A 24,170-nucleotide genomic window follows, 5' to 3' on the forward strand; every position below is an offset into this window, starting at 1 on the left:
CGCGGAACGCGGCTCGGTCGCGCTCCGCTCGCGGTCGACGCGGCCGACCGGCGAGCGAGGCGATAGTTTATGAGGCGGGCGCCACCTCTCACGGGTATGAGCGAGGAGGAGACGATCCACGTCGCGGACGTCAGCGAGGGGATCGGCGGCGACGCGACGGCGGAACCCGGGACGTTCCAACTCTCTGAGGAATTATATAAGATCACATGAACAGTACCCAGCATGAACGGGAATCTCATTCACGGGCGAACAGTGCGCCTGAAATGAGCGAAGGAACCCCGTGGAGGGACGCGGACAATCTCCGGTCGCTGTATATTGAGGAGGACCTCACGACGAGGGAGATGGGAGAGAAGCTTGGATGTAGCCGCAAGACGGTCGAAAACTGGCTAAAAAAGCACGATATCGAGAAATCTAAGCCTTGGAAAGACGAGGACCGGCTTCGCTCTCTCCGTCAACGGGGAATGAGCGAAGCCGACATCGCAGACGAGTTGAACTGTAGTCAGGCGACCGTTCACAACTGGCTAACCGAATTCGGGATCGACACGAGTCGGACGCAACCGGAACGGCCGTGGCACGACGAGGAGACACTGCGTGAACTGTACGTCGAATCGGAGATGACGATGGACGAAGTCGCCTCGGAACTCGGCTGTGGTCGGCAAGCGATAGAGGTGTGGATACATCGCCACGACATTGAAACGCGGTCGTACAATCCGGAGACGCCGGAAGCACTTCAGAACGAATCGAAGCTCAGGTCGATGTACCTCGCGGACGGAATGAGTACGTACGCGATAGCAGAGCAACTCGACTGTGCCCCGTCTACAGTCCATGAATGGTTACACGACCACGGAATTGAGACCCGGACGGTCGGCTCACAGCCCGGAGAACTACACCATCGCTGGAAGGGAGGTGTAGACGAGTACTACGGCGACAACTGGGCGAAACAGCGGCGGAAAGCCCTTCGTCGAGACGACTACGAATGTCAGCGATGCGGTATCACGCAGACCGAACACAGGAGTCGAACTGACATCGGGTTAGACGTTCATCATAAAACACCGATCCGTACGTTTCAGTCTCCTGAAGACGCGAACACGTTGAATAACCTCGTAACGCTCTGTCGTTCGTGTCACAACACCATTGAGCCGCCGAACGAGAACCAAGATGACTGACGCTCAACAACAGATCCCCGTCGGCGTCGATCAGGAACAGGATACAGAAATTTCACTTCCAGTAGTGGAGCTGCTCACCGGACGAGGATTTATAACAGGCAAATCCGGCTCGGGGAAGAGCAATACCGCCTCAGTCGTCGCCGAGAAACTCCTCGATTCGGCGCTTGGTATTCTCATCGTTGACGTAGACGGTGAATATTATGGTTTAAAAGAGGAGTACGAGATCCTCCACGCCGGCGCCGACGACGAGTGCGACATCGTCGTCTCCCCTGAACACGCCGAGAAGCTCGCGAACCTCGCCTTAGAGCAGAACGTCCCGATCATCTTAGACGTCTCCGGCTACCTCGAAGAGGAGACCGCGAACGAGCTCCTCCTCGAAGTCGTCAAACAGCTGTTCGCGAAGGAGAAGCGGCTGAAGAAGCCCTTCCTGCTCGTCATCGAGGAGTGCCACGAGTACATCCCCGAGGGCGGCGGGATGGACGAGACGGGCAAGATGCTGATCAAGGTGGGCAAGCGCGGGCGCAAACACGGCCTCGGCATCGTCGGGATTAGCCAGCGTCCCGCCGACGTCAAGAAGGACTTCATCACCCAGTGCGACTGGCTCTGCTGGCACCGGCTCACGTGGGACAACGACACGAAGGTCGTCGGGCGCATCCTCGGCTCGAAGTACGCGAGCGCAGTCGAGGATCTCGGCGACGGCGAGGCGTTCCTGATGACCGACTGGGACGAGTCGATCCGCCGGATCCAGTTCCACCGCAAGGAGACGTTCGACGCGGGCGCGACCCCGGGGCTCGACGACTTCGAGCGCCCGGAGCTGAAGTCGGTCTCCAGCGACCTCGTCGGCGAGCTCCAGTCCATCTCCGACGAGGAGGAGCGCCGCGAGTCCGAGATCGCCGACCTCAAACAGGAGCTGGAAAAGAAGGACCGGCGGATCGCCGACCTCGAACGCGAGCTGGAGGAGGCCCGCGACCTGAGCGACATGGCCGACCAGTTCGCGCAGGCGCTGCTGGGCAAGGCCGAGGCGCCGTACCGCGGCGGTGGAGGCGGCCGGGCCGCGGGAATCCCTGAGCGACCCGACGCCGCCCCCGACGACGACGACGACCAGTCCGTGCTCAAGTCGTACGACGAGGCCGTCGCCGCGACCGAGAAGCGCGCAGAGGGCGCCGCGGACGCAGACGAATCGGGGACCGAGCCCGCGAGCGAATCGGGCGCCTCGGCCGCCGACGGCGGCGCCGAGATCGACGACGGCAGCGCCACGGACGCGGACGGCGCGGACGCCGATGCCGCGGACGCCGACGCCGCGGACGCCGAGGCCGCAGACCCCTCTACCACCGATCCCGCGACCGAGGCGAAAGAGGGCCCGCCGGACGACGTCGACCCGGTCACCCGCGACGACGTCGCCGAGAGCGCGCTCCGGTTCGATGACGCGATCGAACTCGGCACCCGGGAGGCGGTCATCGAGGAGCTCCGCTCGCGGATCGAGTCCCTCCCGGAGCTCTCGCGCGGGATGCTCCGCCACTACCGCCGCGAGGGCGCCAGCGACCCCGTCGCGGCCCACATCGACGCCGGGGGCGACGGCGACTCCGGGCACGCCTACAGCCGCCACCGACCGATCCGCCGCGCGGGGCTCATCCGCCACGCCGGCCGCGGCAGCTACGCCTACGCGGTCCCGGACCTCGTCCGCGAGGCATACGCCGACCGCCTCGACGAGGACCAGGTCGACGAGATCGTCCGCGCCGTCGAGCGCGTCTTCGTCCCGCCCGCCGAGCTGAACTACCCGCCGGACGCCGACCCGGCCGAAGTCGGCGACGGGGCGGCCGTCGAAGCCGGCGACGAGTCCGCGTTCGGGGACGCCGACGGCGCGACCGCCGAAGACGACGAGGCAGCCGCCGACCGCGAGGAGAACGCGGCGAGCGTCGAGGCCGGCGAGACCGCCGAGGCCGGTGAGACCGCCGAGAGCAACGAGACCGAGACGGCGACCGATCCCGGCCTGAGCGACGCCGCGCGGCGGTTCGCCGAGCGCTCGGAGCGCTGAGCTCGATCAGAACGGCAGCGAGAGGTACTCGCTCGGCACCGCGTTCCGCGCCGTCACCTGCGGGTCAACCACCTGACTGATCTCCAGACCGCCGACGAGACTGGAGAAGAGGTACGCGTCGGTGCGCGAGAAGCCGTGGTCGTGCGCCAACAGGTCCAGCATGTCGCCGTTCGCCAGTTCGACCGCCTCCCCCATCGTCTCGGCGCTCGCAAGCGTCTTCACCGCGTCGCCGGTGTCGAGGATGGGTCGGTCCGGGGAGACAGCGGGGTCCTCGATCACCGAGAGCGTCGCGTCGATCTCGACCGCGATCTCCGCGCCGGTCCCGCACATCTCGCCGTCGGCCATCGCGGCCTTCGCGTCGCCCATCGCCAGCATCGCACCCTCCTGGAACACCGGGAAGTAGACGGTCGTCCCGCCGGTCACGTCGGTCGTGTCGAGATTGCCGCCGTGGTCGTCGGGCGTGAGCGTCGAAATTGTCTCGCCGCCCGTGGCGACGCCGATCGTCCCGATCACGGGCTCGATGGGAACGTCGATCCCCTCGAAGTCGATCGTTTCCCCAGCGGCCCCCTCGCCGTCGACTTCGGTGATCCGCGTCGCGGGGTGGTCGATCTCCGGGTCGTCTTGGAGCAGCCCGAACCCGGGCGCGGTGAGCACGCGGCCGCGGTCTTCGGCGACGCGCACCTCTTCGATCTCCACCGCGAGGACGTCGCCCGGGCTCGCGCCCGCCACCGCGATCGGACCGGTCGCGGCGTTGACCTCCTCCGGAATCGCGTCGAGCAGGTCGTCGTCCTCCTGTATCTCGCCGTTCAGACTGTCTCTCGTCTCGATCGTCAGCGACTCGCCGTCGGCGGCCTCGTAAACCGGGTCCATCTCCGGGCCGAACTCGTAGACGTGGCCGTCGCGATGTGTGATCGTCTCGCGTGTCATCACGTCGTCTTGGACGCTCCGTTGACAAAAACCTCGGCCGGCGGTACCGCACCGAGTCACCACGGCAACGTCACCGCACCGAGTCACCACGGCAACGTCACCGCACCGAGTCACCGCGGCAACGTCACCGCACCGAGTCACCGCGGCAACGTCACCGCACCGAGTCACCGTGACGGCGTCGTCTCGGGCGGGACGAGCAGGACGTTGTTCGTCCCGCGCGCGACGATCGATTCCGCGGTGCTCCCGAGAAGGAGGCGCCGGAGCCGACTTGTCCCGCGCGCGCCGATAAGCGTCGTCGTCGCGCCCACGCGCTCCTCTTCGGCCGTGATCGCCTCGACCGGGTTCCCCGACCGAACGTTGGTCTCGACGTCGATCCCCATCCGATCCCGGAGGTCCGCCGCCAGTTCGTCCAGCCGCTCCGCGGCGTCCCGCATCGACTCCGTATCGCCACGGCGGTCGACGTGAAGCAGGGACGCCCGCTCCGTCGCGCCCGTCAGCGCCGGGAAAAAGTCGTAGGCGCGTGCCGCGTTCTCGGAGAAGTCAGTCGCGTACAGCACGTCCCGGAACAGGTGTTCCTTCTTGACCGCGTGGCCGTCCGGCGTCTTCTCGATCCGTTCGACGAGCAGCGGCCTGACCGCCGTCCGCGCAACGTTACGCACGGTGCCGCCGACGAGTCGGTTCCGGAGCGGGGACTGGCCTCGCGATCCGACGACGATCATGTCGGCGACGACCCGCTCAGCCAAGCCGTTGATGCGCCGGTGCGGGGTCCCGCGCGCGACGTGCGTCTCCACGTCGAACCCCGCGCGCTCGAACACGCGCCGCTGCGGGGCGAGCGCCTCTTTGGCGTCGGTGGCGGCCTCCATCCCCGGCAGGCCACTGGAGACGTTGTCCGGGACGACCGTCAGCAGGTGAACCTCCGTGACGCCGATGTTGTCGAGGCACTCGAGGCAGGTCCGTGACTCGATCGCTGCCTCATTCGCGTCCGATAGGTCCGTCGCGAATACAATACGCATACTTACCCGTTCGCCCCCGCCAGTAATATTGTTTTCGTTGTACAATACACAAATATCTCTCACCCCTCTCGACGATCACGCTTTCCCGGATGCGTGACCGGTGAGCGGTCGCTCGCGACGGTCGACCGGAGTCAGGCGGACGGGTCCGAGGCGGCCGACGGATCGCGATCGAGGAGCGGCGAGTCCGGGTTCTCACACCCCTCCCGGCCGCAGACGCCGGCGTCGTCGCCTGCGCGCTCGACGCCGGGAGCCAATCCGCCGATCTCCCAGTCGACGGCGTGGCTCGTCGTGCGCTCGTGGTCGTCGAGCGCGGTCCGCGCCCGCCGGAGCGAGGCAAACGAGTCCTCGTATGCGCAGTCGGTACAGCGAACGCGAACGGTCGTTGACATAGGTTTCACTTCGGCCCCGACGACCGTAAGTGCCGCCATCGGCGGTCGATCCGATCGATTCGGCGTCGAGGGCCCGCTCGGCCACACACAGTATTGGAAAATACATACACTATTAAAATGCTGCTGATGAGTACTGTCTCCTACGCACAAGCAATCTGCCCATGAGAACCGAAATCGACGTCGCCGAGACGCTGGACGTGAAAGGACTGAGCTGCCCGATGCCGGACGTGAAGATGAAGAGCGCGATCGACGACCTCACCCCCGGTGAGGGGTTGGAGATCGTCGCGACCGATCCCGGTAGCGTGAGCGACATCGACGGGTGGGCGACCGGTACCGACGGCGTCACCCTCGTCGAACAGGGGGAGAGCGACGACGTGTACACGCACTACGTCCGCAAGGAGGAGTGATCACGGACGAGACCGGGGCGGTCGCCTCCAGCGACGATCCGACGGGCTTCGCCACGGTAACTGACCTCGACCACGTCACCGACGGAGTGAGGCCGTCCTCCGAAGACGCCCGGATCAGAGTGAGCGTAGCGCCCCCGGACCGCGCGTTGACGGATCAAAATATTTTTCGAAAGTAGTGGGCAAATCGCACACGTGCCCGCTGAAAGGATCTGTCCAGACTGCGAGGAACCGCTAGAGGAGATGGAGTTCCAAGGGAGCGACGCCCTAGGGTCGCTCGCTATCGTCTCCGAAGCGTCGAACGACGGATTTCTCAGCGGTCTCCGAGCGGACGAGATCCTCACACCGGTCCCGTACGTGTGTCCCGACTGCCGACGGACCCTCGTATACGCGGAACAGCGACAGGGGAACTGAGCCCGACATCACACGATCCACCCCCGCAATCTGAACGAGAATCCGGTCGGTATCCTCGTTCTCTACGGAAGAACCGGCACAATATCGACACGGGCAGCGCTCACGCCGCGCTCCGTCCGGCGAGACTGAGGTCGACCGAACGGTCGGTCCCGATCAGTTCTTGACGGCGGCGCGCTCGGGCTGTTCGTACTTCTCCTCGAACTCGCCGATGAGCTGGCCCATCTTCGCGTACCAGTCGTTGAGCATCCGCTGCATGTCGTCGGCGATCTGCGACGGGTCCGTCGGCCGGTACACGTGGTAGTACCCGCCCTGCTCGTAGTTGATCTGCTCCTTCTGGATGAAGCCGGCCTTGAGGAGCCGCTGAACCGCGCGGTAGGCGGTGGAGCGCTCCCGGTCGACGCGCTCCGCGACCTCGTCGATCGTGAGCGCCTCGTCGGACGATACGAGCGCCTGATAGCAGTCCTTGTCCAACTGCTTCAGGCCGTGGAAACACTCGAGTAACCCCTCGCACTCCATGTCCCGTTGGAGCTGTTCGGACATCGAATCGGGCATTTTACACCGTAAAAGAGGGTCTCCGCCGTCATAAGTGTTGTGTGTATGACGTACAATCGCGCACACGAAGCGGATAGCCGCCGGTCGCGGCCTCGACGCCTCCGAGAATGGTCGTTACTCGGACTCGTCGCCGTCCGCGTCGGATTCGTCGCCGTCCGCGTCGGATTCGTCGCCGTCCGCGTCGTCTGCCTCGGACTCGCCGTCGTTCGCGTCTTCCTCGTCGTCGGCGTCGAGACCCGCCGCCTCGAACGCGGCCGCGACCTCCTCGACCGGCACCGTCCGGAAGCCGTCGGCCTCGGTCACCGTCGCGACCGCGAGGTCCGAGGGCTCGAACTCGTCGTCGTGAGCGGCCAGCGCCGCGACGGCGAGTTCGATGCCGTCCGAAAGGGAGAGGTCGTCGCGCCACTCCTCCTCGAGGTGGCCCTGAATATCCTGGCGGCCGCCGCCGATGACGGTCGCCTTCCACTCGTTGGGGGTGCCCGACGGGTCGGCGGCGAACAGGCGCGGCTCCCCGTCGTCGATGCCGCCGATGAGGAGCGCGGCGCCGTAGGGACGCGTGCCGCCGCGCTGGGTGTTCTCCTGGATGTGGTCGGTGATGAACTTCGTCAGCGTCTCGACGCCGACCGGCTCGCCGTAGCGCAGGCGGTTCCCCTGCGACTGGCGGCGCGCTAAGTCGATCAGCTGGCGGGCGTCGGCGACGTGGCCCGCGCTCGCGGTGCCGACGTGGTCGTCGAGCTTGTGGAGCTTCTCGATGCTCTCGGCCTCCATCAGCGACGAGGAGGGGCGAGACATCGCGACGAAGACGACGCCGTCGGTCGTCCGGACGCCGACGCTCGGCGCGCCGCGCGAGACCGCCTCGCGGGCGTACTCGACCTGGTAGATGCGCCCATCCGGCGAGAACAGCGACGTGCCGCGGTCGTACGCCTGCTGGTCGTTGTTCCCCATCATCGTCGGTCACCCGCTCGCGCGGTGTCGCGTTCGCTCATTACCGCCACTTACGTCGGGCCGTTGAAAAAGCATCCGTAACCGGTACGTCTCGGAGGCCGCCGAAACCGCGAGTTCCGTCGCCCCGGCGGTCGCCGAACGAGATCTGAAGGAGTTCTCGTCGCGTCCGTCGCGACGCAACGGAGCGCTTCCGTCGCCGACGGATATATCCTCGACGGTCGCTTAGGAGATATGACATTGACGCACACACGAACCACAGCCGCGCTGCTGGCCGCGCTGACGATCCTCGCGGCGGTCGGCGGGGCGTTCGCGGTCGGCGGCGCGGCGGCGGTACCGGACGCGCGGATCACCGTCGGCGAGGTCGGGGCGTCGCCGAGCGACCCGACCGTCGGCGAGCGGACGGCGCTGAACGTCACCGTCTCGAACTCCGGCGGCAGCGACGCGGCGGCGAACGTCACCGAGGTCCGCGTCCGGAACGCCGACGGCGACGTGCTCGACAGCGTCTCGGGCGTCGGCGCCCTCTCGGCGGGCGACTCGCTCGACGCGACGCTGTGGACGGCGTTCGAGGAGCCGGGCGAGAAACGGCTCACCGTCGAGGCGGTCGCGAACCAGTCGACGAGCGGCGAGTTCGTGACCGTCAGCCGCGACACCGTGATCGAGGTTCAGCCAACCGAGGTCGCGCTCGATCTGCGGACCCGCGCGCTCGACCCCGAGGACCTCCGGAGCGACGACGAGGGCGAGGCCTCGGCCGGCGACCTCGGCGTCGGCGGTATCCAGGGCATCTTCGGCGGCGGGGGCGGCCTCGACACGGGCGACTCCGGCGCTCAGGGCGAGTCGCCGCCGATAGCCGACTCGCCCGTCGAGGTGACCGTGGTCAACACCGGTACGACGACCGCCGACCGCGTCAGCCTCCGCGCCGTCGGGACCGCGGTCGACGGCGGTGACGCGGGATCCGGCGACGGCGGTGACGCGGGATCCGGCGACGGCGGTGACGCGGAGACGGTCGACGTCGGCCCGTTCGTCGTCGAGGACGTCGCGCCCGGCGAGGAGCGGCGCGTGATCGTCGACCTCGGGCCGCTCGATCGGCGGTCGGACGTGACGGTCACCGCCGCGTTCCGCGCCGACACGGACCAGCGGAACGACCGCGGCGCCGACCGCACCGCGGAGTCGACAGTGACGTACCCGGTCCGCGAGGCGACGCCGACCGTGACCGACGCGACGGTCCGCGAGGGCGAAGACGGGAGGCTCGTCGTCGACGCCAACCTCGGTAACGCGGGCGACGGGGAGATGACGGGCGCGGTCGTCTCGGTCGGCGACGCGCCCGGCGTCGAACAGACGCCGACCGGCGGCGAATACTTCGTCGGGACGCTCGGCGCGAGCGACTTCGTCGGCTTCGACCTGTCGACCGCGGTGAACGCCTCCGTCGCCGACGAGATCCCGATCCGCGTCACCTACACCGAGCGGGGCGTCCGATACACGGAGACGCTGACGGTGGCGGCGCCCGAACCCGGCGACGACGACGAGAGCGGCGGCACGCTCGGCCGGATCGGCGCCGGCGGCGTGGGCACCGCGGGCGCGGTCGCGAGCGGCCTCGCGCTCGTCGGCCTCGCCGGGGCGGTCGGGATCGCAGTCAGGACCGGACGGATCGGCGGCTCGACGGGTCGGCGACGCGACGGGTCGGCGCCGTGAGCGGGGACGTCCCGGCCGACCGCTCGTCGGTCGACGACGCTCCGAGCGACGACTACGGCGTCGCGCTCCGAGGCGTCGTCAAGCGCTACACGAGCGGGGGCGGCGAGCCGGTCGTCGCGCTCGACGACGTCGACTTCGCGGTCCGGCCCGGCGAGTTCGTCGCGGTCGTCGGCCCCAGCGGCTCCGGGAAGTCGACGCTGCTGAACGTGCTCGGGTTGCTCGACGACCCGACCGCGGGACAGCGGCTGCTCGACGGGTCGGACGTGACGAACCTCTCCGTCGCGGAGCGGACGCGGGCGCGCAAGGAGTCGATCGGGTTCGTCTTCCAGGACTTCCACCTGCTGCCGACGCTGACCGCGGTCGAGAACGTCGCGATGCCGACCGCGTTCGACCCCGGCGACGCGACAGACCGGGCGGCGAACCTGCTCGACCGGTTCGGGCTCGGCGACCGGCTCGACCACGAGCCGAGCGAGCTCTCGGGCGGACAGAAGCAGCGCGTCGCCATCGCCCGCGCGCTGATCAACGAGCCCGCCGTGCTGCTCGCAGACGAGCCGACGGGGAACCTCGACACCGAGACCGGAGAGGCGATCCTCGCGGAGTTCGAGCGCGTCAAGGCCGAGGGGGTCGCCGTCGTCGCGGTGACGCACGACCCGCTCGTCGAGGAGTACGCCGACCGCGTCGTCGACCTCACCGACGGGGAGATGACCGGTGGGGTGCCGAGCGACGGACTGCCGAACGGCGGGCTGCCGAGCGACGGGCTACCGAGCGACGGGCTGCCGAGCGACGGGCTACCGAGCGACGGGCTGCCGGCCGACGAGTTGCCGGAGGAGAAGAAGGGGAAGAAGGAGGACGACCGATGAGCGACGGCGACGGTCGAACGGCGAGCGGACTCGCCGGCTGGCTCCGCGGCTGGCGCCCCGCGGTGTCGATGGCCTCGCGGAACCTGCGACGGAACCGCGTGCGGACGGTGCTGGCGGTGCTGGGGGTCTGTATCGGCGTGCTCGCGGTCGCGGCGCTCGGCATCTTCGGGAACGTGCTGGCGCTTGGCGCCGACGACGCCATCGGCGACATCGGCACGCAGGTCGTCGTCTCCCCGAACGCCGACGCGGGCGTTGAATCGCTCTCGGACGCGGACGTCGCCTCGATCCGGCGCGCGGTCGGCGAGCCGGCCGTGGTGCCGCTGTACTCCGACAGCGCCACGGTCGCGCGGCAGGGCGACCAGACGTTCGCGACGGTGTACGGGATCGAGGAGCCCGCGCTGGCGTACGAGGCCGCGGAGGGTCGACTCCCCGAGCGCCACCGGCAGGGCGCGATCCTCGGCGCGGGCATCGCGGAGGACTTGAGCGCCGGCGCGGGCGACACCGTCGAGATCGCGGGCTCGCAGGTGCGGGTGATCGCGGTGTTGGTTGAGAGCCAGACGTTCAGCCCGGTGGCGCCCGACGACGCCGTCTTCCTCCCGGAGTCGGCGTTCTCGGCGGACGGCTACGCGCAGGCGCTCGTCGTCTCCGACTCCGGGGCGGAGGCTCGGGCGGCTGCGGACGCGATCCGCGAGGAGGTGAACGCCCGCGAAGAGCGGGTGGAGCTGTTCGAGCTGGCCGCCCTCGTCGACGAGATCAACGAGTTCTTCGACTTGCTCTCGACGTTCCTGCTCGGGCTCGGCGCCATCTCCCTCGTCGTCGCCGGCGTCTCGATCCTCAACGTCATGCTGATGAGCACCGTTGAGCGCCGACAGGAGATCGGCGTGATGCGCGCGGTGGGCGTTGCGCGCCGTGACGTGTTGCGCGTCCTGCTCGCGGAGGCCGGGCTGATCGGCGCGGCGGGGGCCGCAGCGGGTACGCTGCTCACGGTCCTGCTCGTCGCGGGTCTCGTCCTCGCGACGCCCGCGGTCGACGCCGCGCTCGTGCTCGACCCGACGAACGGCTACTACCTCCTGCTCGCGCTCGTGTTCGGCGTCGGCGTGGGACTCGTCAGCGGCGCGTACCCCGCCTGGAAGGCGGCCAACGAGCGGCCGGTCGAGGCGCTGCGGAACTGACTCCGCACGGCGGTCGATCAGCCGCACTGCGCCGTGCTATTTAAAAGACGAACGGCGCGCCGGCGAGCGCCCGCAGGGCGCGAGCCGCCCGCGAGGGAGTCGGTGGCCCGGAGCGAAGCGGAGGGCCACCGACGAGGCTGGGGAGGCGTGAGGTGCGGTTGCTGTGCGGTGCGGGGCGGGACTCAAAGGGGCAGCCGCGAGGAGGCCGCAGGCGACGTAAGCACCGCAACGAGGGAGCGAACAAAGTGAGCGACCGAGTGAGGAGCGCAGCGAGCGTGCGGCCTCCTCGCGGCTGGGGCTTTGGCGGTGTTCGTGTCAGTGGTGTCTGCGTATCGCCGAGCGGCTGGGGCTTTGGCGGTGTTCGTGTCAGTGGTGTCTGCGTATCGCCGAGCGGCTGGGGCTTTGGCGGTGTTCGTGTCAGTGGTGTCTGCGTATCGCCGAGCGGCTGGGGCTTTGGCGGTGTTCGTGTCAGTGGTGTCTGCGTATCGCTGAGCGGCTGGGGCTTTGGCGGTGTTCGTCGTCGATCCGCTGGCACCTATTTATAAGCGAGCGGCTGGGAATCCGGAAGAGTTCGCCGAGATGCTGTCAACGATTTATAAACAGTATGAACGTCCGAACGCCTATTTGTCGCCGTTGTGTGCGGCAGGCTATGTCCCCCAAGCGGCGGGCCGTCCTCCTCGTCGGCGCGGGAGCGGTCGGGTTCGGCGCCCTCGGGTACCGCGAACTGACGGATTGCGAGGAGTTCGCCTGCTTCGCCTTCGAGTATCAGGGCGCGGACGACGCGCCGAACCGACTGACCATCGAACACACCGGCGGGACGGAGCGGCTCCGCGCCGAGGACGTGTTCGTCACTAACGTCAGCACCGATTACGAGGCGGGCGAGTCCGACACCGTCGCCTGGGCCGAGTTGGACGACGACCTCGGACCGGGCGACACGATAGACGGGGAAGCGGTACAGATTCCGATCCGGTTCCCGGACATCGTGACGATCCGCTGGCGCCGGGACGGCGACGAGGAGATCGTCGGAGCGTGGGTGTACGACGACGACACACGCTGAGCGGCTCTCCGGTCGACTTTTTCGGTGGAACGTTCTCGTCGAGCCTCGATGAATCCAGAGCCCCCAAACGGCTTTTGCGCGCGACGGCGCACCTGCCGGGCATGATCCTCGAAAAAGTGGGTTCCTCCCCGCACGTCGTCGGCACCTCCCCGGCGAGGGAGTTGCTCGCGCTGGCGGTGGGCGGACTCCTCCTGCTTGCCTCCCTCGGATTCGCGCTCGGACTGGACGTCGGTCTCTCCCTCTGGTGGATCGCGGTCACGCTCGGGATCGCTGTCGCTGCGGGATTCGCGGGCGCAGGTCTCGTCCCGACGGTCGGGTCGCTGTGGCTCGTCGGTCTCTGGTGGTTCGCGTTCCCGCCGCTCGTCGGCTACGTCACTGGTGGCTGGGCGGAGTCGACGCGGTACAATCACCCGCGAATGTTGGGGTACGGGTACGAATCTGCGCGCGCGGAGCTGCTCGGCGGGCTCGAATACGGGGCCAAATACGGGCTGCTGATCGCCGTCGTCGTCGGACTCGTCGGGTACACGGTCGGCGTGGCCAGTAGCCGACTCTCGACGCGAACGAGCGCGTCTCGATAAGCTCAGTCGGTTGCTTATAAATAGCGGACTCGGGATCGACGACGAACACCTCCAAAGCCCCAGCCGCGAGGCGGACGCACGCTCGTTGTGCTCCTCGCTCGCTCCGCTCGCTGCGGTGCTTACGTCGCCTGCGCCCGCCTCGCGGCTGCCCCTTTGAGTCCCACCCAACCGCGACCGCACAGCGCCTCAGACCTCCCCAGCCTCGTCGACCGCCCTCCGCGTTGCTCCGGGCGGTCGACTCCCTCGCGCGTGCGACTCGCAGCCTAACGGCTGCTCGTCGGCACGCGCCACCGCAATATTGTTTATAAAAAGTCGCCGCGCTGCCAAAAACTCCTACTTAAACGCCGCGGCCCTGCAGCTTCTCTTCTTCTTCCATGTCCTCGTTGGACTGACCCTTCATCCCCTTGCCGGTGCCGCTCGCGATCCGGGCGAGCTCGTCGGGGTCGTCCCAGTTGTTGACGGCCTCGACGATGGCGGTGCCCATCGCCTCGGGGTCCTCCGCGCCGAAGATGCCGGAGCCGACGAAGATGCCGTCACAGCCGTGGTACATCATCAAGGCGGCGTCGGCGGGCGTCGCGATGCCGCCTGCGGCGAAGTTGACGACCGGGAGCCGGCCGGCCTCGGCCGTCTCGTGGACGAGGTCGCGCGGGGCGCCGTGCTCGCGGGCCCACTTCTCGCGCTCCTCGTAGTTGAGGCCCGTGAGCGTCCGGATCTGGTTTTTGATGGTGCGCTGGTGTTTGACGGCCTGATTCACGTCGCCGGTCCCGGCCTCGCCCTTCGTCCGGATCATCGCCGCGCCCTCGCGGATGCGCCGGAGCGCCTCGGGGAGGTTCCGGGCACCGCAGACGAACGGGGAGGTGAAGTCGCGCTTGTCGGTGTGGTACTCGTCGTCGGCGGGCGTCAGCACCTCGGACTCGTCGATCATGTCGACGCCGAGCGACTCCAGAATCTCCGCCTCCTTGCGGTGGCCGATCCGCGATTTCCCCATCACCGGGATCGACACCTCGTCGATGATCTCGGGGACGCGCTCGGGGTCGGGCATCCGCGCGACGCCGCCGCGCTTCCGGATGTCCGCCGGGACGTGTTCGAGCACCATCACGGCGACCGCGCCGGCGTCCTCCGCGATGCGGGCCTGCTCGCGGTTGACGACGTCCATGATCACGCCGCCCTTCTGCATCTGCGCGAAGCCGCGCTTGACCAGCTCGGTCCCCCGCTTCAGCTCCTCGAGATCCGTGGCCTCTGGCATGAATATCGGTTAGATCGCCGGCCACTTAACGGGTCGCTTTCGGGCGGAGAGACGGGCGAGCGCGTCGTTCGCGGATCGAACCGAGACGGGATTCCCGCCGGGTCGTCACCACCGCAACCGCGAAGTCCCCCGCCGTCCAAGCCGCGGGCGTGACCACCGGAGCCATCCTCGCGGGCGGCCGCTCGACGCGCTTCGGCGACGCCGACAAGGCGGTCGCCCCGATCGCCGACGTGCCGATGATCCGCCGCGTCGCCGACCGGCTCGCCGGGACCGACGACCCGGTCCCGCCCGGCGCCGGCCGCGCGAGCGGCGGCGACCCCGTCGTCGACGAGCTCGTGGTCAACTGCCGCCCCGACCAGCGCGAGGCGATCGAGCGAGCCCTGTCGGGGGTCCCCCTCCCGGTCCGCTGGGCGCTCGACGAGGAGCCGGACCTAGGCCCGCTAGCGGGGATCCGGAACGCCTGCCGGGCGGCGAGCGAGCCCTACGCCGCCGTCGTCGCCTGCGACATGCCGTTCGTCGACCCCACGTTCCTCGCGGCGGTGCGGGAGAAGGCCGCGGAGCCAGGATTCGAGGCCGCAGAGGAGGCCGCCGAGGCGGTCGTCCCGCGGCTCGACGACCGCTGGTACCAGACGACGCAGGCCGTCTACGCGACCGAGCCGGCCGCGGCCGCCTGCGACCGCGCGCTCGACCGGGGCGACCGGAAGGTGCTGGCGATGGTGGACCAACTGGAGGCGGTCGTCGTCGACGACGAGGCGATCCAGTCGTTAACGACCGAGCGCACGTTCACGAACGTCAACACGCAGTCCGAACTCGACGAGGCCAAGCGGGCGGTCGCCGCGGCGCTCGGCGCAGAGTGAGAGTCAGCAGAAACAGCGAACCGTCGATCAGTTCTTCAGAACCTCGTACGCCTCGTTGAGCCGCTTGAACCCCTCCTCGTCGCCGTCCTCGCCGTCCGGGTGGAGCCGCTTCGCGCGCTCGCGGTATCGCCGGCGAATCGCCTCGCTGTCGGCCGTCCGATCGAGGCCGAGCGTCTCGTACGCCTCCCGCTCGCTCATCCTGTCGGCCGCTGGCGCGCGGTCGCGGGGGTCTCGGGGCCCGGTTCCGCCGGGACCGCCCTGTCCACCCGGTCCGCCCCTGCCGCGAGCGCCGGCCCGCCGTCCCCCGCCGGCGCCGCGACCGCCGTCGGTGCCGGCGGCGCGGTACGCGCGCTCCCGGTTTGCCTCGGCGCGGGCGCGCTGTCTGGCGCGCTCGCGCTCCGTCGGGCCCGCTGCCTCGGCCGACCGCCGCGCCTGGTCGTGGAGGCGCCCGCTGGCGTGGTACCAGAGGAAGTAGGAGACGGCGCCGAACGGCACCGCCAGCGCCAGCGCGATCGGGTGGAGGACGACCCCGCCGATCAGGAGCAGCGCCGTCATGCCGACGAACGCGCCGGCGAGCCCCACGACGATCGTTCGGTTCGTCACAGCCGTATTCGGGGGCGGAGGACCGTAAGGCTCTCGCCACGGCCAGGGGGCGCGGACCATCCGAGACCATTCGGGACCACTCGGGCGCGTCGCTCCGCACCGTTTATGCCCGCGGCCGCCCGGATACGGGGTATGGAACCGGCGGACCGAGAGACGGTGACCGGGCTGCCGCCTGGGATCGCGGCCGCCCGCGAAGAGCTCACGCCGATGCTCTCGCAGTACGCCGACCTCTGTGCCGCCCACGAGGATGCCCTCGTCTTATTCCAGGTCGGCGACTTCTACGAGGCGTTCTGCGAGGCGGCCGAGACCGTGGCCCGGGTCTGCGAGGTGACGTTGACGGAGCGGTCCGACTCGACCGGCGACTACCCGATGGCCGGGGTCCCCATCGACAACGCGGCCCCCTACCTCGAATCGCTGCTCGACGCGGGCTACCGCGTCGCGCTCGGCGACCAGGTCGAGGACGCCGAGCAGGCGTCCGGCCTCGTCGACCGCGCCGTCACCGAGGTGATCACGCCCGGCACCGTCGTCGAGGACGACCTCCTCGAATCGGGGACGACGAACTACGTAGCTGCGGTGGCGGCCGACGAGAGTGACGGCGGCGAGAGCGACGCGCCCGGCGCCCGCGACCGCCGCGTCGGCCTCGCCGCCGTCGACGTCTCGACCGGCGAGTGCCTCGTCACGTCGGGCGACGCGGACGCCGTCGCGGGCGAACTCGACCGGATCGCGCCGGCGGAGCTCATCGCCGGCCCGGACGCCCCCGACTTCGAACCGAGCGACGCCGAGCGCGGCTGGACGACCCACGACTACGACGCGAACGCCTTCGACCGTCGAACGGCGACCGAGCGGCTGGAGCCGTACCTTCCCTCCCCCGACCGGCGGTTCGACGCCGACGCTGAGCTTCGGGCGGCCGGTGCCGTGCTCGCGTACGCCGAGTACACGCAGGGCGACGACGGTCCGCTCGCGTACGTCACCAGAATTCGGCGGTACGACCCCCGCGACCGCCTTCGGCTCGACGCGGCCGCCCAGCGCAGCTTAGAGCTGTTCGAGAACCGCGGGCTGGGCGCGAGCGACACGCTGTTCGACGCGCTCGACGAGACGAACTGCGCGCTCGGCCGGCGCTGCTTAGAGCGCTGGCTCCGCCGCCCGCTCGTCGACGCCGACGCGATCCGGAGCCGCCACGACGCGGTCGGCGAACTCGCCGACCGGAGCCTCGCACGCGAGGGGGTCGCCGACGCGCTCGCGACCGCCTACGACCTCGAACGACTGGTGAGCCGCGTCTCGCGGGGCCGCGCGGACGCCCGGGACCTGCGCTCGCTTCACCGGACGCTCGCGGTCGTCCCGGAGCTGAAGGCGACGCTCGCCGGAGCGGAGGGTGCTGTCGACTCGGAAAACGAGTTCCCCCGCACCGACCACCTCCGCGACCTCCGCGACCGCCTCGACGAGCTGACCGAGGTCCGCGAGCTGATCGACGGGGCGATCGCGACCGATCCGCCCCAAGAGATCACCGAAGGCGGGGTGATCCGCGAGGGGTTCGACGACGACCTCGACGACCTCCGCGCCACCGAACGCGAGGGCCGCGAGTGGGTCGCGGACTTGGAGGCCAGCGAGCGCGAGCGCACCGGGATCGACTCGCTGTCGGTCGGCCACAACCAGGTCCACGGCTACTACATCGAGGTGACCGACGCCAACGTCGAGAAGGTCCCCGACGATTACCGGCGCCGGCAGACGCTGAAGAACAGCGAGCGCTACGTCACGCCGGAGCTGAAGGAGCGCGAGGAGGAGATCGTCGGCGCCGCGGAGCGCGCGGACGCCATGGAGTACGAGCTGTTCGTCGACGTCCGCGAGCGCGTCGCCGCGGAGACCGAGCGGGTCCAGGGGCTCGCGGACGCGCTCGCCGAACTCGACGCGCTCACGTCGCTCGCCGCGGTCGCGGTCAAGCGCGACTACGTCCGCCCCGAACTGCGCGACGACCCCGACGCAGGCGTCGCCATTGAGGGCGGCAGACACCCGGTCGTCGAGCGCACCGAGGAGTCGTTCGTGCCGAACGACGCGGACCTCCCGCGCGGCTCGGTCGCCGTGATCACGGGCCCGAACATGAGCGGGAAGTCGACGTACATGCGGTCGGTCGCGCTCGCGGTCGTGCTCGCGCAGACGGGCTCGTTCGTCCCCGCGCAGGCCGCCACGCTCCCCGTCTTCGACCGGCTTTTCACCCGCGTCGGCGCCTCCGACGACATCGCGGGCGGGCAGTCGACGTTCATGCGCGAGATGAGCGAGCTGACGGAGATCCTCCACGACGCCGACGCCGACTCGCTCGTCCTCCTCGACGAGGTCGGGCGGGGGACCGCGACGACCGACGGCCGCGCCATCGCCCGCGCGGCCGCCGAGTTCCTCCACGACGAGCTCGGCGCGACAGCCCTCTTCGCGACCCACTACCACGGGCTCACGGACCTCGCGGACGAGCGCGAGCGCGTCTTCAACCTCCACTTCACCGCCACGCGCGAGGACGGCGACGTGACGTTCCTCCACCGAGTCGTTCCCGGCGCCTCCTCGTCGTCGTACGGCGTCGAGGTCGCGGAGCTCGCCGGGGTCCCCGGCCCGGTCGTCGACCGCGCCCGCGACCTCGTCGCCGCGGAGGAGGCTGACAGGGACCGGAAGGCGGGCCGGACTGAGACCGGTGCGGAGGGGGCGACGGACGAGGGAGATCCGGAGGACGACGCGGACCGCGACGGCGACGCGTCGCTGGAGGAGTTCCTCGCGGAAGAGGCAGCAGACGAGCGAGACGAGGGCGGTCCGGAGGCGGGCGACGCTCCGACCGAGACAGAGCCGACGACGACGGACGCAAACAAGGGAACCGCCGCCGGCGCGCCCCCTGACCTCGCCGCGGAACTCCGCAACCTCGACCTCGCGCGGATGACGCCGATCGAGGCGCTGAACGCCCTCCACGACCTCCAGTCGAAGGTCGACGATGACGGGTGAACGAGACCGCGGTCGCGGCGCGGCGAGCGGGGGCGCCGGCTCGGACACCGGGGACGCCGCCGAGGCTCGCGGCGACGCGGCCGACGACGAGGGTCGCGTCCGCCGGCTCGACCGGGAGACGGTCGACCGGATCGCGGCCGGAGAGGTGGTGACGCGACCGGCGCGGGTCGTCGGCGAGCTCGTCGACAACGCGCTCGACGCAGGCGCCTCCCGGGTCGAGATCGCCGTCGACGGCGACGGCACCGACCGGATACGTGTCGCGGACGACGGCCGAGGAATGACTCGCGCGGACGCGGCCCGCGCCGTCGAGCGGCACGCGACGAGCAAGCTGGCGCCCGACGGTGACCCGGTCGGGGTCGAGTCGCTCGGCTTCCGCGGCGAGGCGCTCGCGGCGATCGCCGAGGCCGCCAGGCTCAAACTCGTGACGAGCCCCGGCGACGGGGTCGGCACCCGAGTCGTCGTCGACGGGACCGCGGGGACCGCTGCGGCCCCAGACGAGACGAACATCGACGTCGAGCCCGCGGGCCGCGCCCGCGGAACGACGGTCGTCGTCGAGGATCTGTTCGCGACCCGGCCGGCCCGCCGGGAGTCGCTCGCGGGCGCTGACGCTGAGTTCGCGCGGATCTCCTCGCTCGTCGCCGACTACGCGCTGGCGAACCCGTCGGTCGCGTTCTCGCTCGACCACGACGGGTCGGCGACGCTGTCGACCCCCGGGACCGACCGCACGGACGCGCTCCTCGCCGTCTACGACCGCGACACGGCGAGCCGGTCGACGACCGTGAATGCGAGCGTGGATGTAGGGTCGAATTCGGTCCGCGTCTCGGGCGCGCTGGCGTACCCGTCCGTGACTCGGGCCACCCGCGACCACGTCCGCGTCTCCGTCAACGGGCGCCCGGTCCGGAACGACCGGCTCGCGGCCGCGGTCCGCGACGGCTACGGGCGGCTCCTTCCGGACGGCCGCGAGCCCGTCGCCGCGGTCGACGTCTCGCTCCCGCCGGCCCGCGTCGACCCGAATGTCCACCCTGCCAAGCGCGAGGTGGGACTCCGCGACGCCGACGCGGTCGCCGACGCGGTCGCGTCGGTCGTCGAGGACGCGCTCACGGGCGCGGACCTCCGGCGCTCCGCGGACGTCGCAACCGACCTCGGCTCCGCGCTCGACCCGGTCGGCGAGGGCGACGGCTCGCGCCACGGGGCGTTCGCGGACGCCGAGCCGCTCGGCGTCTTCCGCGACCTGTACGTCCTCGTCGAGGCCGGCGACGAACTGCTCGTGATCGACGGCCACGCCGCCCACGAGCGGGTGAACTACGAACGGCTCGCCCGCGCGTTCGACGGCGACCCGGTGCCGACCGCGACGCTCGACCCGCCGGCGACCGTCTCGCTGTCGACCGACGAGGCCGCGGCCGCGAGGGCGCACGCGGACGACCTCGCCGCGCTCGGCTTCGAGACCGAGGCGTTCGGCGGCGGTACGCGCCGCCTGCGGACCGTCCCCGCGCCGTTCGGCCGGACGGCGGACGCGGACGCCTTCCGCGACGCGCTCGCAGCCGTTTCCGGAAACAACTCGGAGACGGCGCGGGACGCGCGCGACGACCTGCTCGCGGACCTCGCGTGCCACCCGTCGCTGAAGCGCGGCGACTTCGCCGGACTCGCCGACGGCGACCTCCGGGACCTGCTCGACCGCCTCGGGGAGTGCGACCGCCCGTACGCCTGTCCCCACGGCCGGCCGACCGTCCTCGCCGTCGACGAGGCGACGTTCGCGGCGGGATTCGGTCGAGACCGGTGAGTCGCGGATCGAGGGCCGTCGAGCCGCGAACCGGTGGCCCGACGGCGAAACGGGTGAGGGCCCCGACCGGTATCTATTAACACGATGGGACCGGGGGTACTCGCATGGGAGAGCGGACCGAAGTGACGCGGGGGTCGCTGCCGCAGGAGCGGTCGGCCGGCCGGTTCTCCGGCCCCGACGGCCTCCGCGACGTCGTCGAGCGGATCCTCGCGTGGCTTCGGGAGCGACGCGGGTCCGGGCTTGAGGGCGTCTCGACGGCGACGACGATGCGGAACGTCGTCGATACGGACGCGCTCGCGGAGGAGACGCCACAGAAGTGGAGCGTGCTCCACGACGTGGTCACCTACGGCACGGACTCGCTCACCGACGTCCTCGTCTTCCGGCACGACCCCAGCAGACAGGACCTGGTGGTGATGCCGGAGCGGAACACCGAGCCGGAAGGCGAGATCAGCTTCTATCACGCCGACCGCACGAAGGGCGCGCGCCACCTGCTGTCCATCGGCGCGGACTCGCTTACGGCGGCGCTCAGCTACGTCTTAGAGCGCATCGAGCGGTTCGAGCGCCTGTTCACCGGCCGCGGCTCGGAGCTGCCGAGCGGCTACACCGGGCCGTCGAACCGGTAAGGGCGACCGCGTCGGGGGAGGTTGGACGGAGCCGTCGGGCGAGGAAGTCAGACGGAGCCGCGTCGCGGAGTGGTTAGACGGAGCTGTCGCGCTGGCGGCCGTCGACCGGCTCTTCTGCCCGCTCGACCGCCTCGTCGGTCCGCTCGACGCGCTCGACGGTCTCGTCCGCTTCCGCCGTCTCGGGCGGGCGTGTGACCGTCCGCTGCGGGTAGGGGATCGAGATGCCGGCGTCGGCGAACCGGCCCTGGATCTCTTCGACCGCGGTCGCCTTGGAGCGCCACCGCGCCTGCGGGGTCGGCGGGTCGATCCAGAACCGGAGATCGAGGAGGATCGCCGAGTCGCCGAACCCGGAGGGGATCGCGTACGGCTCGGGGTTGTTCGCGATCGTGTCGATCCCGGAGAGAACGTCCTCGGCGATCCCGGCCGCCTCGTCGGGGTCGTCGTCGTAGCCGATCCCCACCTCCATGTGGATCCGGAGGCGCCCCTCGCGGCTCCGGTTCGTGATCGCCTGGTTGGCGACGAGGTCGTTCGGCACCACGACGTACTCCCCGTCGAAGTTGCGCATGTGGGTGTTCATGATCGTGATGTCGGTGACGAACCCCTCCTCGTTGCCGATCTCCACCCAGTCGCCGATCTCGAACGGCCGCGAGAACATCAGCACGAAGCCGGCGAGGAGCGACCCCAGCGTCTGCCGGGCCGCCATCCCGAGGACGATCCCGAGGAAGCCCGCGCCGACGAGGAGGCCGCCGAGGTTCACGCCCCAGACGCCGAGGACGGTGATGCCGGCGAGCACGAGCAGGCCGACCTGCGCGAGCCGGGTGAGGAGCTGTTCCTGATGGGCGGTGATCCGGTCGCTGTCGGCCGACAGGTCGGCGACGTACGTCTCTATCACGTCGCTGACGATGTAGGCGCCGCCGAGCAGCACCGCCGAGACGACGACCTGCGCGCCGACCGTGAGGGCGTTCTCCGCGACGGGTAACACCGCGACCACGAGTCCGAACTGTCCCCACAGCGTCAGCACGGCGACGCCCGCGAGCGCGAACAGCCCGATCTGTAAGAGCCCGACCGCGAGTCGTAGGAGGAACGACGACGGGACGCCGTCTCGGAGCGTCTCGATCGCGCCCTCGGTCGACTCCGCCAGGCGATCGTCGACGAGCCGCTCGATCCAGTCCGAGGCGGTCCGCTCGCCGGCGCGGACGGCCTTCGGTAACAGCAACCACCCGACCGCGAGCGTCCCGAGGGCGATGGCGGCGGTGACCGCCAGCCGACCCTCGGTGCTGGAGACGTCGCTCAACACCGCGCCGGCCCGGGCGCCAAGTCCGCCAATCACGGTCGGTGGTTCGCCGCCGATCGGATAACGGATCCGACGCGAGTCTCAGCCGAGAGAATCGGGACGGCCGCTCCGGGGGAGCGGACCGCGGGGGCGAGGCGGTCCGTCACCGACCCCGGCGAAGCTCCTCGATCAGCTGTTCGATGAGCGCGGACTGCCGGTCGAGTCGCTCGGACTGCGCCTCGACGGTGCGCCGCAGCGCGGCGACCTCGCTCGCGAGGTCGGCGTCCTCGACGCCGGCGCTCTCGAACGGCGACCCGTCGAACGCGTCGTCCCCGGGAACGGGCCCGTCGGCGTCGGCCTCGGGCGCGACGGCATCGGCGTCGGCGACGGGGTCCCCAGTCGCTGAGTCGGCGACCCCCGCGTCCGTTGCGATCGCCTCGGCGTCGACCGTCGACGCCGGCTCGTCGTCGGCCCCTCGTTCGATCCCCTCGGCGGTCGACGCGGACTCCGTCGCGTCCGCGTCCGGAGACTCCGTTGCCGTCGCGTCGTCGACACTCGCGTCACTTGCGAGCGGGTCCGCCGTTGCGTCGTCGACGCTCGCGTCACTTGCGAGCGGGTCCGCACCCAGCGGATCGTCGTCGGCTTCCGAGGACTCGGGACCCGACTCAGCCGTCGACCCGACAGCCGATTCGGTCGACTGCGGCGCCGCAGCACCCGGATCGGCGGCGTCGGGCGCCCTGTCCGGTTCCGTTTCGAGCCCGTCGGCCTCGGCCTCCGCGTCCGCGGCGGGGGACGCCGAGAGCGGGTCGGGCCCCTCGCCGAAGTCGGTCGTGCCGCTCGGCTCGGCGTCCGGGGCCGACTCCTCGGCCTCGGCGGCGGCGACGCGGAACTCCTCTAAGCTGTCGACGCCGTGGAACGAGCACACCGCGTCGGCGAGCGTCTCCCGCACTGCTCGTGCGGACTCGTTGGGGGCCTTGAACCGCTCCGAGCGGCCGTCGTGGACGAGGACGACCGCGGTGGCGACGGTCCCCTCCTCGAAGTCAAGGCCGGTGAGGTCCTCGAAGTGGAACTCCTCGAAGTCGGCGTCCCAGACGGCCGAGCCGACGTGTTTGACCAGCCGCTCGCTGGTGACGATGAGGGTGAGCTCGGAGAAGCGGAAGGTGCGCACGACCGTCTCGCCGGGGCCGGTGACGCCGCTCGCGGAGAGGACGCCGGCGAGGACCGGGTGGAGGACGTCGTCGACGCGCTTGGCGGGGACCGAAAGCGTCTCGTCGCCGTCGAGGCCGTACCCGAGGGTGATCTTCGCCTTGCGGCGGCCCGTCGAGACCTCGATCCGCTCGACGTCGTGGCCGTACTCGTCGACGGACTCGTCGGAGAGGAGCCCGTCGCCGCGGAAGACGAGGGTCCGGGTGGGCGTGACCGCGAGTCGATCGTCGCCGCCCAGCGGCACCTCGGCGACGACGTCCTCGTCGCCGACGGTCGCCGCGAGCAGTTCGGGGAGGCTCATACGCCGGGGATACGCCGCGCCCGGCATAAATCCGCTGGGTCGGCCGCGAGCGCGGGGCGCACGCGTTCGTCGCGGTCCGGACCGGTCGCGTTTCCGGGGCCGTA

General features: G+C 70.2%; 23 protein-coding genes. 14 read left to right on the top strand and 9 right to left on the bottom strand.

The annotated features are described in order from the left end of the window. Positions 1-263 precede the first annotated feature (263 nt). Both ACOZ35_RS08770 and ACOZ35_RS08775 read left to right on the top strand, forming a co-directional pair. Positions 264-1,166, top strand: coding sequence for an HNH endonuclease (locus tag ACOZ35_RS08770; RefSeq protein WP_424015988.1), 903 nt, complete (start codon positions 264-266; stop codon positions 1,164-1,166). Next, positions 1,159-3,201 carry an ATP-binding protein gene (locus tag ACOZ35_RS08775; protein WP_424015989.1) on the top strand — a complete coding sequence of 681 codons (2,043 nt, stop codon included), beginning with the start codon at positions 1,159-1,161 and terminating at the stop codon, positions 3,199-3,201. Before ACOZ35_RS08770 ends, ACOZ35_RS08775 begins: the two co-directional genes overlap by 8 nt. Positions 3,202-3,207: 6 nt before the next feature. Here ACOZ35_RS08775 and ACOZ35_RS08780 read toward each other — a convergent pair whose 3' ends face one another. The 3 genes from ACOZ35_RS08780 to ACOZ35_RS08790 all read right to left on the bottom strand — a co-directional run bounded on the left by ACOZ35_RS08780 (position 3,208) and on the right by ACOZ35_RS08790 (position 5,530). Then, the gene (locus ACOZ35_RS08780) at positions 3,208-4,128 is read right to left on the bottom strand and encodes an acetamidase/formamidase family protein (protein ID WP_424015990.1); all 921 of its coding nucleotides are present in this window, start codon (positions 4,126-4,128) and stop codon (positions 3,208-3,210) included. A 164-nt stretch (positions 4,129-4,292) separates the two neighbouring features. Beyond that, positions 4,293-5,141, bottom strand: coding sequence for a universal stress protein (locus tag ACOZ35_RS08785; protein WP_424015991.1), 849 nt, complete (start codon positions 5,139-5,141; stop codon positions 4,293-4,295). A gap of 131 nt (positions 5,142-5,272) precedes the next feature. Beyond that, entirely contained in the window at positions 5,273-5,530 is a 258-nt protein-coding gene (locus tag ACOZ35_RS08790) for a DUF7542 family protein (protein WP_424015992.1), read from the bottom strand. Positions 5,531-5,691: 161 nt separating this feature from the next. Here ACOZ35_RS08790 and ACOZ35_RS08795 point away from each other — a divergent pair, with 161 nt between their 5' ends. From ACOZ35_RS08795 to ACOZ35_RS08805, 3 genes are read left to right on the top strand one after another with little or no spacing between them, the layout of a single operon-like run. Then, the gene (locus ACOZ35_RS08795; RefSeq protein WP_424015993.1) at positions 5,692-5,937 is read left to right on the top strand and encodes a sulfurtransferase TusA family protein; all 246 of its coding nucleotides are present in this window, start codon (positions 5,692-5,694) and stop codon (positions 5,935-5,937) included. Next, positions 5,934-6,113, top strand: a complete 180-nt coding sequence (locus tag ACOZ35_RS08800) for a hypothetical protein (protein ID WP_424015994.1) — start codon at positions 5,934-5,936, stop codon at positions 6,111-6,113. The genes ACOZ35_RS08795 and ACOZ35_RS08800 overlap by 4 nt, the downstream gene beginning before the upstream one ends. Positions 6,114-6,129: 16 nt before the next feature. Continuing rightward, positions 6,130-6,348 (top strand): hypothetical protein, encoded by a 219-nt coding sequence (locus ACOZ35_RS08805; protein ID WP_424015995.1) that lies wholly within the window; start codon positions 6,130-6,132, stop codon positions 6,346-6,348. A 153-nt stretch (positions 6,349-6,501) separates the two neighbouring features. Here ACOZ35_RS08805 and ACOZ35_RS08810 read toward each other — a convergent pair whose 3' ends face one another. Both ACOZ35_RS08810 and psmA read right to left on the bottom strand, forming a co-directional pair. Continuing rightward, complete coding sequence (locus ACOZ35_RS08810) at positions 6,502-6,900, bottom strand: helix-turn-helix domain-containing protein (protein WP_049897948.1); 399 nt, start codon at positions 6,898-6,900, stop codon at positions 6,502-6,504. A 114-nt stretch (positions 6,901-7,014) separates the two neighbouring features. Then, the gene (gene psmA / locus ACOZ35_RS08815) at positions 7,015-7,848 is read right to left on the bottom strand and encodes an archaeal proteasome endopeptidase complex subunit alpha (protein ID WP_424015996.1); all 834 of its coding nucleotides are present in this window, start codon (positions 7,846-7,848) and stop codon (positions 7,015-7,017) included. 228 nt (positions 7,849-8,076) lie between these two features. Here psmA and ACOZ35_RS08820 point away from each other — a divergent pair, with 228 nt between their 5' ends. From ACOZ35_RS08820 to ACOZ35_RS08840, 5 genes are all read left to right on the top strand, one after another. After that, entirely contained in the window at positions 8,077-9,534 is a 1,458-nt protein-coding gene (locus ACOZ35_RS08820) for a CARDB domain-containing protein (RefSeq protein ID WP_424015997.1), read from the top strand. Further along, positions 9,531-10,394 carry an ABC transporter ATP-binding protein gene (locus tag ACOZ35_RS08825; RefSeq protein WP_424015998.1) on the top strand — a complete coding sequence of 288 codons (864 nt, stop codon included), beginning with the start codon at positions 9,531-9,533 and terminating at the stop codon, positions 10,392-10,394. The genes ACOZ35_RS08820 and ACOZ35_RS08825 overlap by 4 nt, the downstream gene beginning before the upstream one ends. Next, a complete protein-coding gene (locus ACOZ35_RS08830) occupies positions 10,391-11,566 on the top strand; it encodes an ABC transporter permease (protein ID WP_424015999.1) in 1,176 nt (391 codons plus the stop codon). Before ACOZ35_RS08825 ends, ACOZ35_RS08830 begins: the two co-directional genes overlap by 4 nt. 649 nt (positions 11,567-12,215) lie before the next feature. After that, entirely contained in the window at positions 12,216-12,623 is a 408-nt protein-coding gene (locus ACOZ35_RS08835) for a hypothetical protein (protein ID WP_424016000.1), read from the top strand. 101 nt (positions 12,624-12,724) lie between these two features. After that, positions 12,725-13,201, top strand: coding sequence for a hypothetical protein (locus ACOZ35_RS08840; protein ID WP_424016001.1), 477 nt, complete (start codon positions 12,725-12,727; stop codon positions 13,199-13,201). A gap of 337 nt (positions 13,202-13,538) precedes the next feature. Here the strand turns inward: ACOZ35_RS08840 and pdxS are convergent, their stop codons facing one another. Then, positions 13,539-14,447, bottom strand: a complete 909-nt coding sequence (gene pdxS, locus ACOZ35_RS08845; RefSeq protein ID WP_424016002.1) for a pyridoxal 5'-phosphate synthase lyase subunit PdxS — start codon at positions 14,445-14,447, stop codon at positions 13,539-13,541. A gap of 149 nt (positions 14,448-14,596) precedes the next feature. Between pdxS and mobA the strand changes: the two genes are divergently transcribed. Beyond that, positions 14,597-15,304, top strand: a complete 708-nt coding sequence (gene mobA / locus ACOZ35_RS08850) for a molybdenum cofactor guanylyltransferase (RefSeq protein WP_424016003.1) — start codon at positions 14,597-14,599, stop codon at positions 15,302-15,304. 27 nt (positions 15,305-15,331) lie between these two features. On the opposite strand, the gene ACOZ35_RS08855 is transcribed toward mobA, so the two are convergent. Further along, on the bottom strand, positions 15,332-15,907 hold the full coding sequence (locus tag ACOZ35_RS08855) for a DnaJ domain-containing protein (RefSeq protein ID WP_424016004.1): 576 nt from the start codon (positions 15,905-15,907) through the stop codon (positions 15,332-15,334). Between the two features lie 132 nt (positions 15,908-16,039). Here ACOZ35_RS08855 and mutS point away from each other — a divergent pair, with 132 nt between their 5' ends. From mutS to ACOZ35_RS08870, 3 genes are all read left to right on the top strand, one after another. Continuing rightward, positions 16,040-18,883 carry a DNA mismatch repair protein MutS gene (mutS, locus tag ACOZ35_RS08860; RefSeq protein ID WP_424016005.1) on the top strand — a complete coding sequence of 948 codons (2,844 nt, stop codon included), beginning with the start codon at positions 16,040-16,042 and terminating at the stop codon, positions 18,881-18,883. Continuing rightward, a complete protein-coding gene (gene mutL / locus ACOZ35_RS08865; RefSeq protein ID WP_424016006.1) occupies positions 18,873-20,663 on the top strand; it encodes a DNA mismatch repair endonuclease MutL in 1,791 nt (596 codons plus the stop codon). The genes mutS and mutL overlap by 11 nt, the downstream gene beginning before the upstream one ends. Positions 20,664-20,767: 104 nt before the next feature. Then, on the top strand, positions 20,768-21,286 hold the full coding sequence (locus tag ACOZ35_RS08870) for a hypothetical protein (RefSeq protein WP_424016007.1): 519 nt from the start codon (positions 20,768-20,770) through the stop codon (positions 21,284-21,286). A gap of 73 nt (positions 21,287-21,359) precedes the next feature. On the opposite strand, the gene ACOZ35_RS08875 is transcribed toward ACOZ35_RS08870, so the two are convergent. Both ACOZ35_RS08875 and ACOZ35_RS08880 read right to left on the bottom strand, forming a co-directional pair. Then, complete coding sequence (locus tag ACOZ35_RS08875) at positions 21,360-22,616, bottom strand: mechanosensitive ion channel family protein (protein ID WP_424016008.1); 1,257 nt, start codon at positions 22,614-22,616, stop codon at positions 21,360-21,362. Positions 22,617-22,722: 106 nt separating this feature from the next. Next, entirely contained in the window at positions 22,723-24,066 is a 1,344-nt protein-coding gene (locus ACOZ35_RS08880) for a DUF7115 domain-containing protein (protein ID WP_424016009.1), read from the bottom strand. Positions 24,067-24,170: the final 104 nt, after the last annotated feature.

It is taken from the genome of Halorubrum xinjiangense, assembly GCF_049604745.1.
Taxonomy (GTDB): domain Archaea; phylum Halobacteriota; class Halobacteria; order Halobacteriales; family Haloferacaceae; genus Halorubrum; species Halorubrum xinjiangense_A.

Bases quoted from the DNA above. Each gene is read 5' to 3' on its own strand.
- ACOZ35_RS08820 (WP_424015997.1), top strand. From the start codon at position 8,077: ATGACATTGACGCACACACGAACCACAGCCGCGCTGCTGGCCGCGCTG.
- ACOZ35_RS08780 (WP_424015990.1), bottom strand. From the start codon at position 4,128: ATGACACGCGAGACGATCACACATCGCGACGGCCACGTCTACGAGTTC.
- psmA (WP_424015996.1), bottom strand. From the start codon at position 7,848: ATGATGGGGAACAACGACCAGCAGGCGTACGACCGCGGCACGTCGCTG.
- ACOZ35_RS08880 (WP_424016009.1), bottom strand. From the start codon at position 24,066: ATGAGCCTCCCCGAACTGCTCGCGGCGACCGTCGGCGACGAGGACGTC.
- ACOZ35_RS08790 (WP_424015992.1), bottom strand. From the start codon at position 5,530: ATGTCAACGACCGTTCGCGTTCGCTGTACCGACTGCGCATACGAGGAC.
- ACOZ35_RS08770 (WP_424015988.1), top strand. From the start codon at position 264: ATGAGCGAAGGAACCCCGTGGAGGGACGCGGACAATCTCCGGTCGCTG.
- ACOZ35_RS08810 (WP_049897948.1), bottom strand. From the start codon at position 6,900: ATGCCCGATTCGATGTCCGAACAGCTCCAACGGGACATGGAGTGCGAG.
- mutL (WP_424016006.1), top strand. From the start codon at position 18,873: ATGACGGGTGAACGAGACCGCGGTCGCGGCGCGGCGAGCGGGGGCGCC.
- mutS (WP_424016005.1), top strand. From the start codon at position 16,040: ATGGAACCGGCGGACCGAGAGACGGTGACCGGGCTGCCGCCTGGGATC.
- ACOZ35_RS08795 (WP_424015993.1), top strand. From the start codon at position 5,692: ATGAGAACCGAAATCGACGTCGCCGAGACGCTGGACGTGAAAGGACTG.
- ACOZ35_RS08785 (WP_424015991.1), bottom strand. From the start codon at position 5,141: ATGCGTATTGTATTCGCGACGGACCTATCGGACGCGAATGAGGCAGCG.
- ACOZ35_RS08870 (WP_424016007.1), top strand. From the start codon at position 20,768: ATGGGAGAGCGGACCGAAGTGACGCGGGGGTCGCTGCCGCAGGAGCGG.
- ACOZ35_RS08775 (WP_424015989.1), top strand. From the start codon at position 1,159: ATGACTGACGCTCAACAACAGATCCCCGTCGGCGTCGATCAGGAACAG.
- ACOZ35_RS08830 (WP_424015999.1), top strand. From the start codon at position 10,391: ATGAGCGACGGCGACGGTCGAACGGCGAGCGGACTCGCCGGCTGGCTC.
- ACOZ35_RS08840 (WP_424016001.1), top strand. From the start codon at position 12,725: ATGATCCTCGAAAAAGTGGGTTCCTCCCCGCACGTCGTCGGCACCTCC.
- ACOZ35_RS08835 (WP_424016000.1), top strand. From the start codon at position 12,216: ATGTCCCCCAAGCGGCGGGCCGTCCTCCTCGTCGGCGCGGGAGCGGTC.
- pdxS (WP_424016002.1), bottom strand. From the start codon at position 14,447: ATGCCAGAGGCCACGGATCTCGAGGAGCTGAAGCGGGGGACCGAGCTG.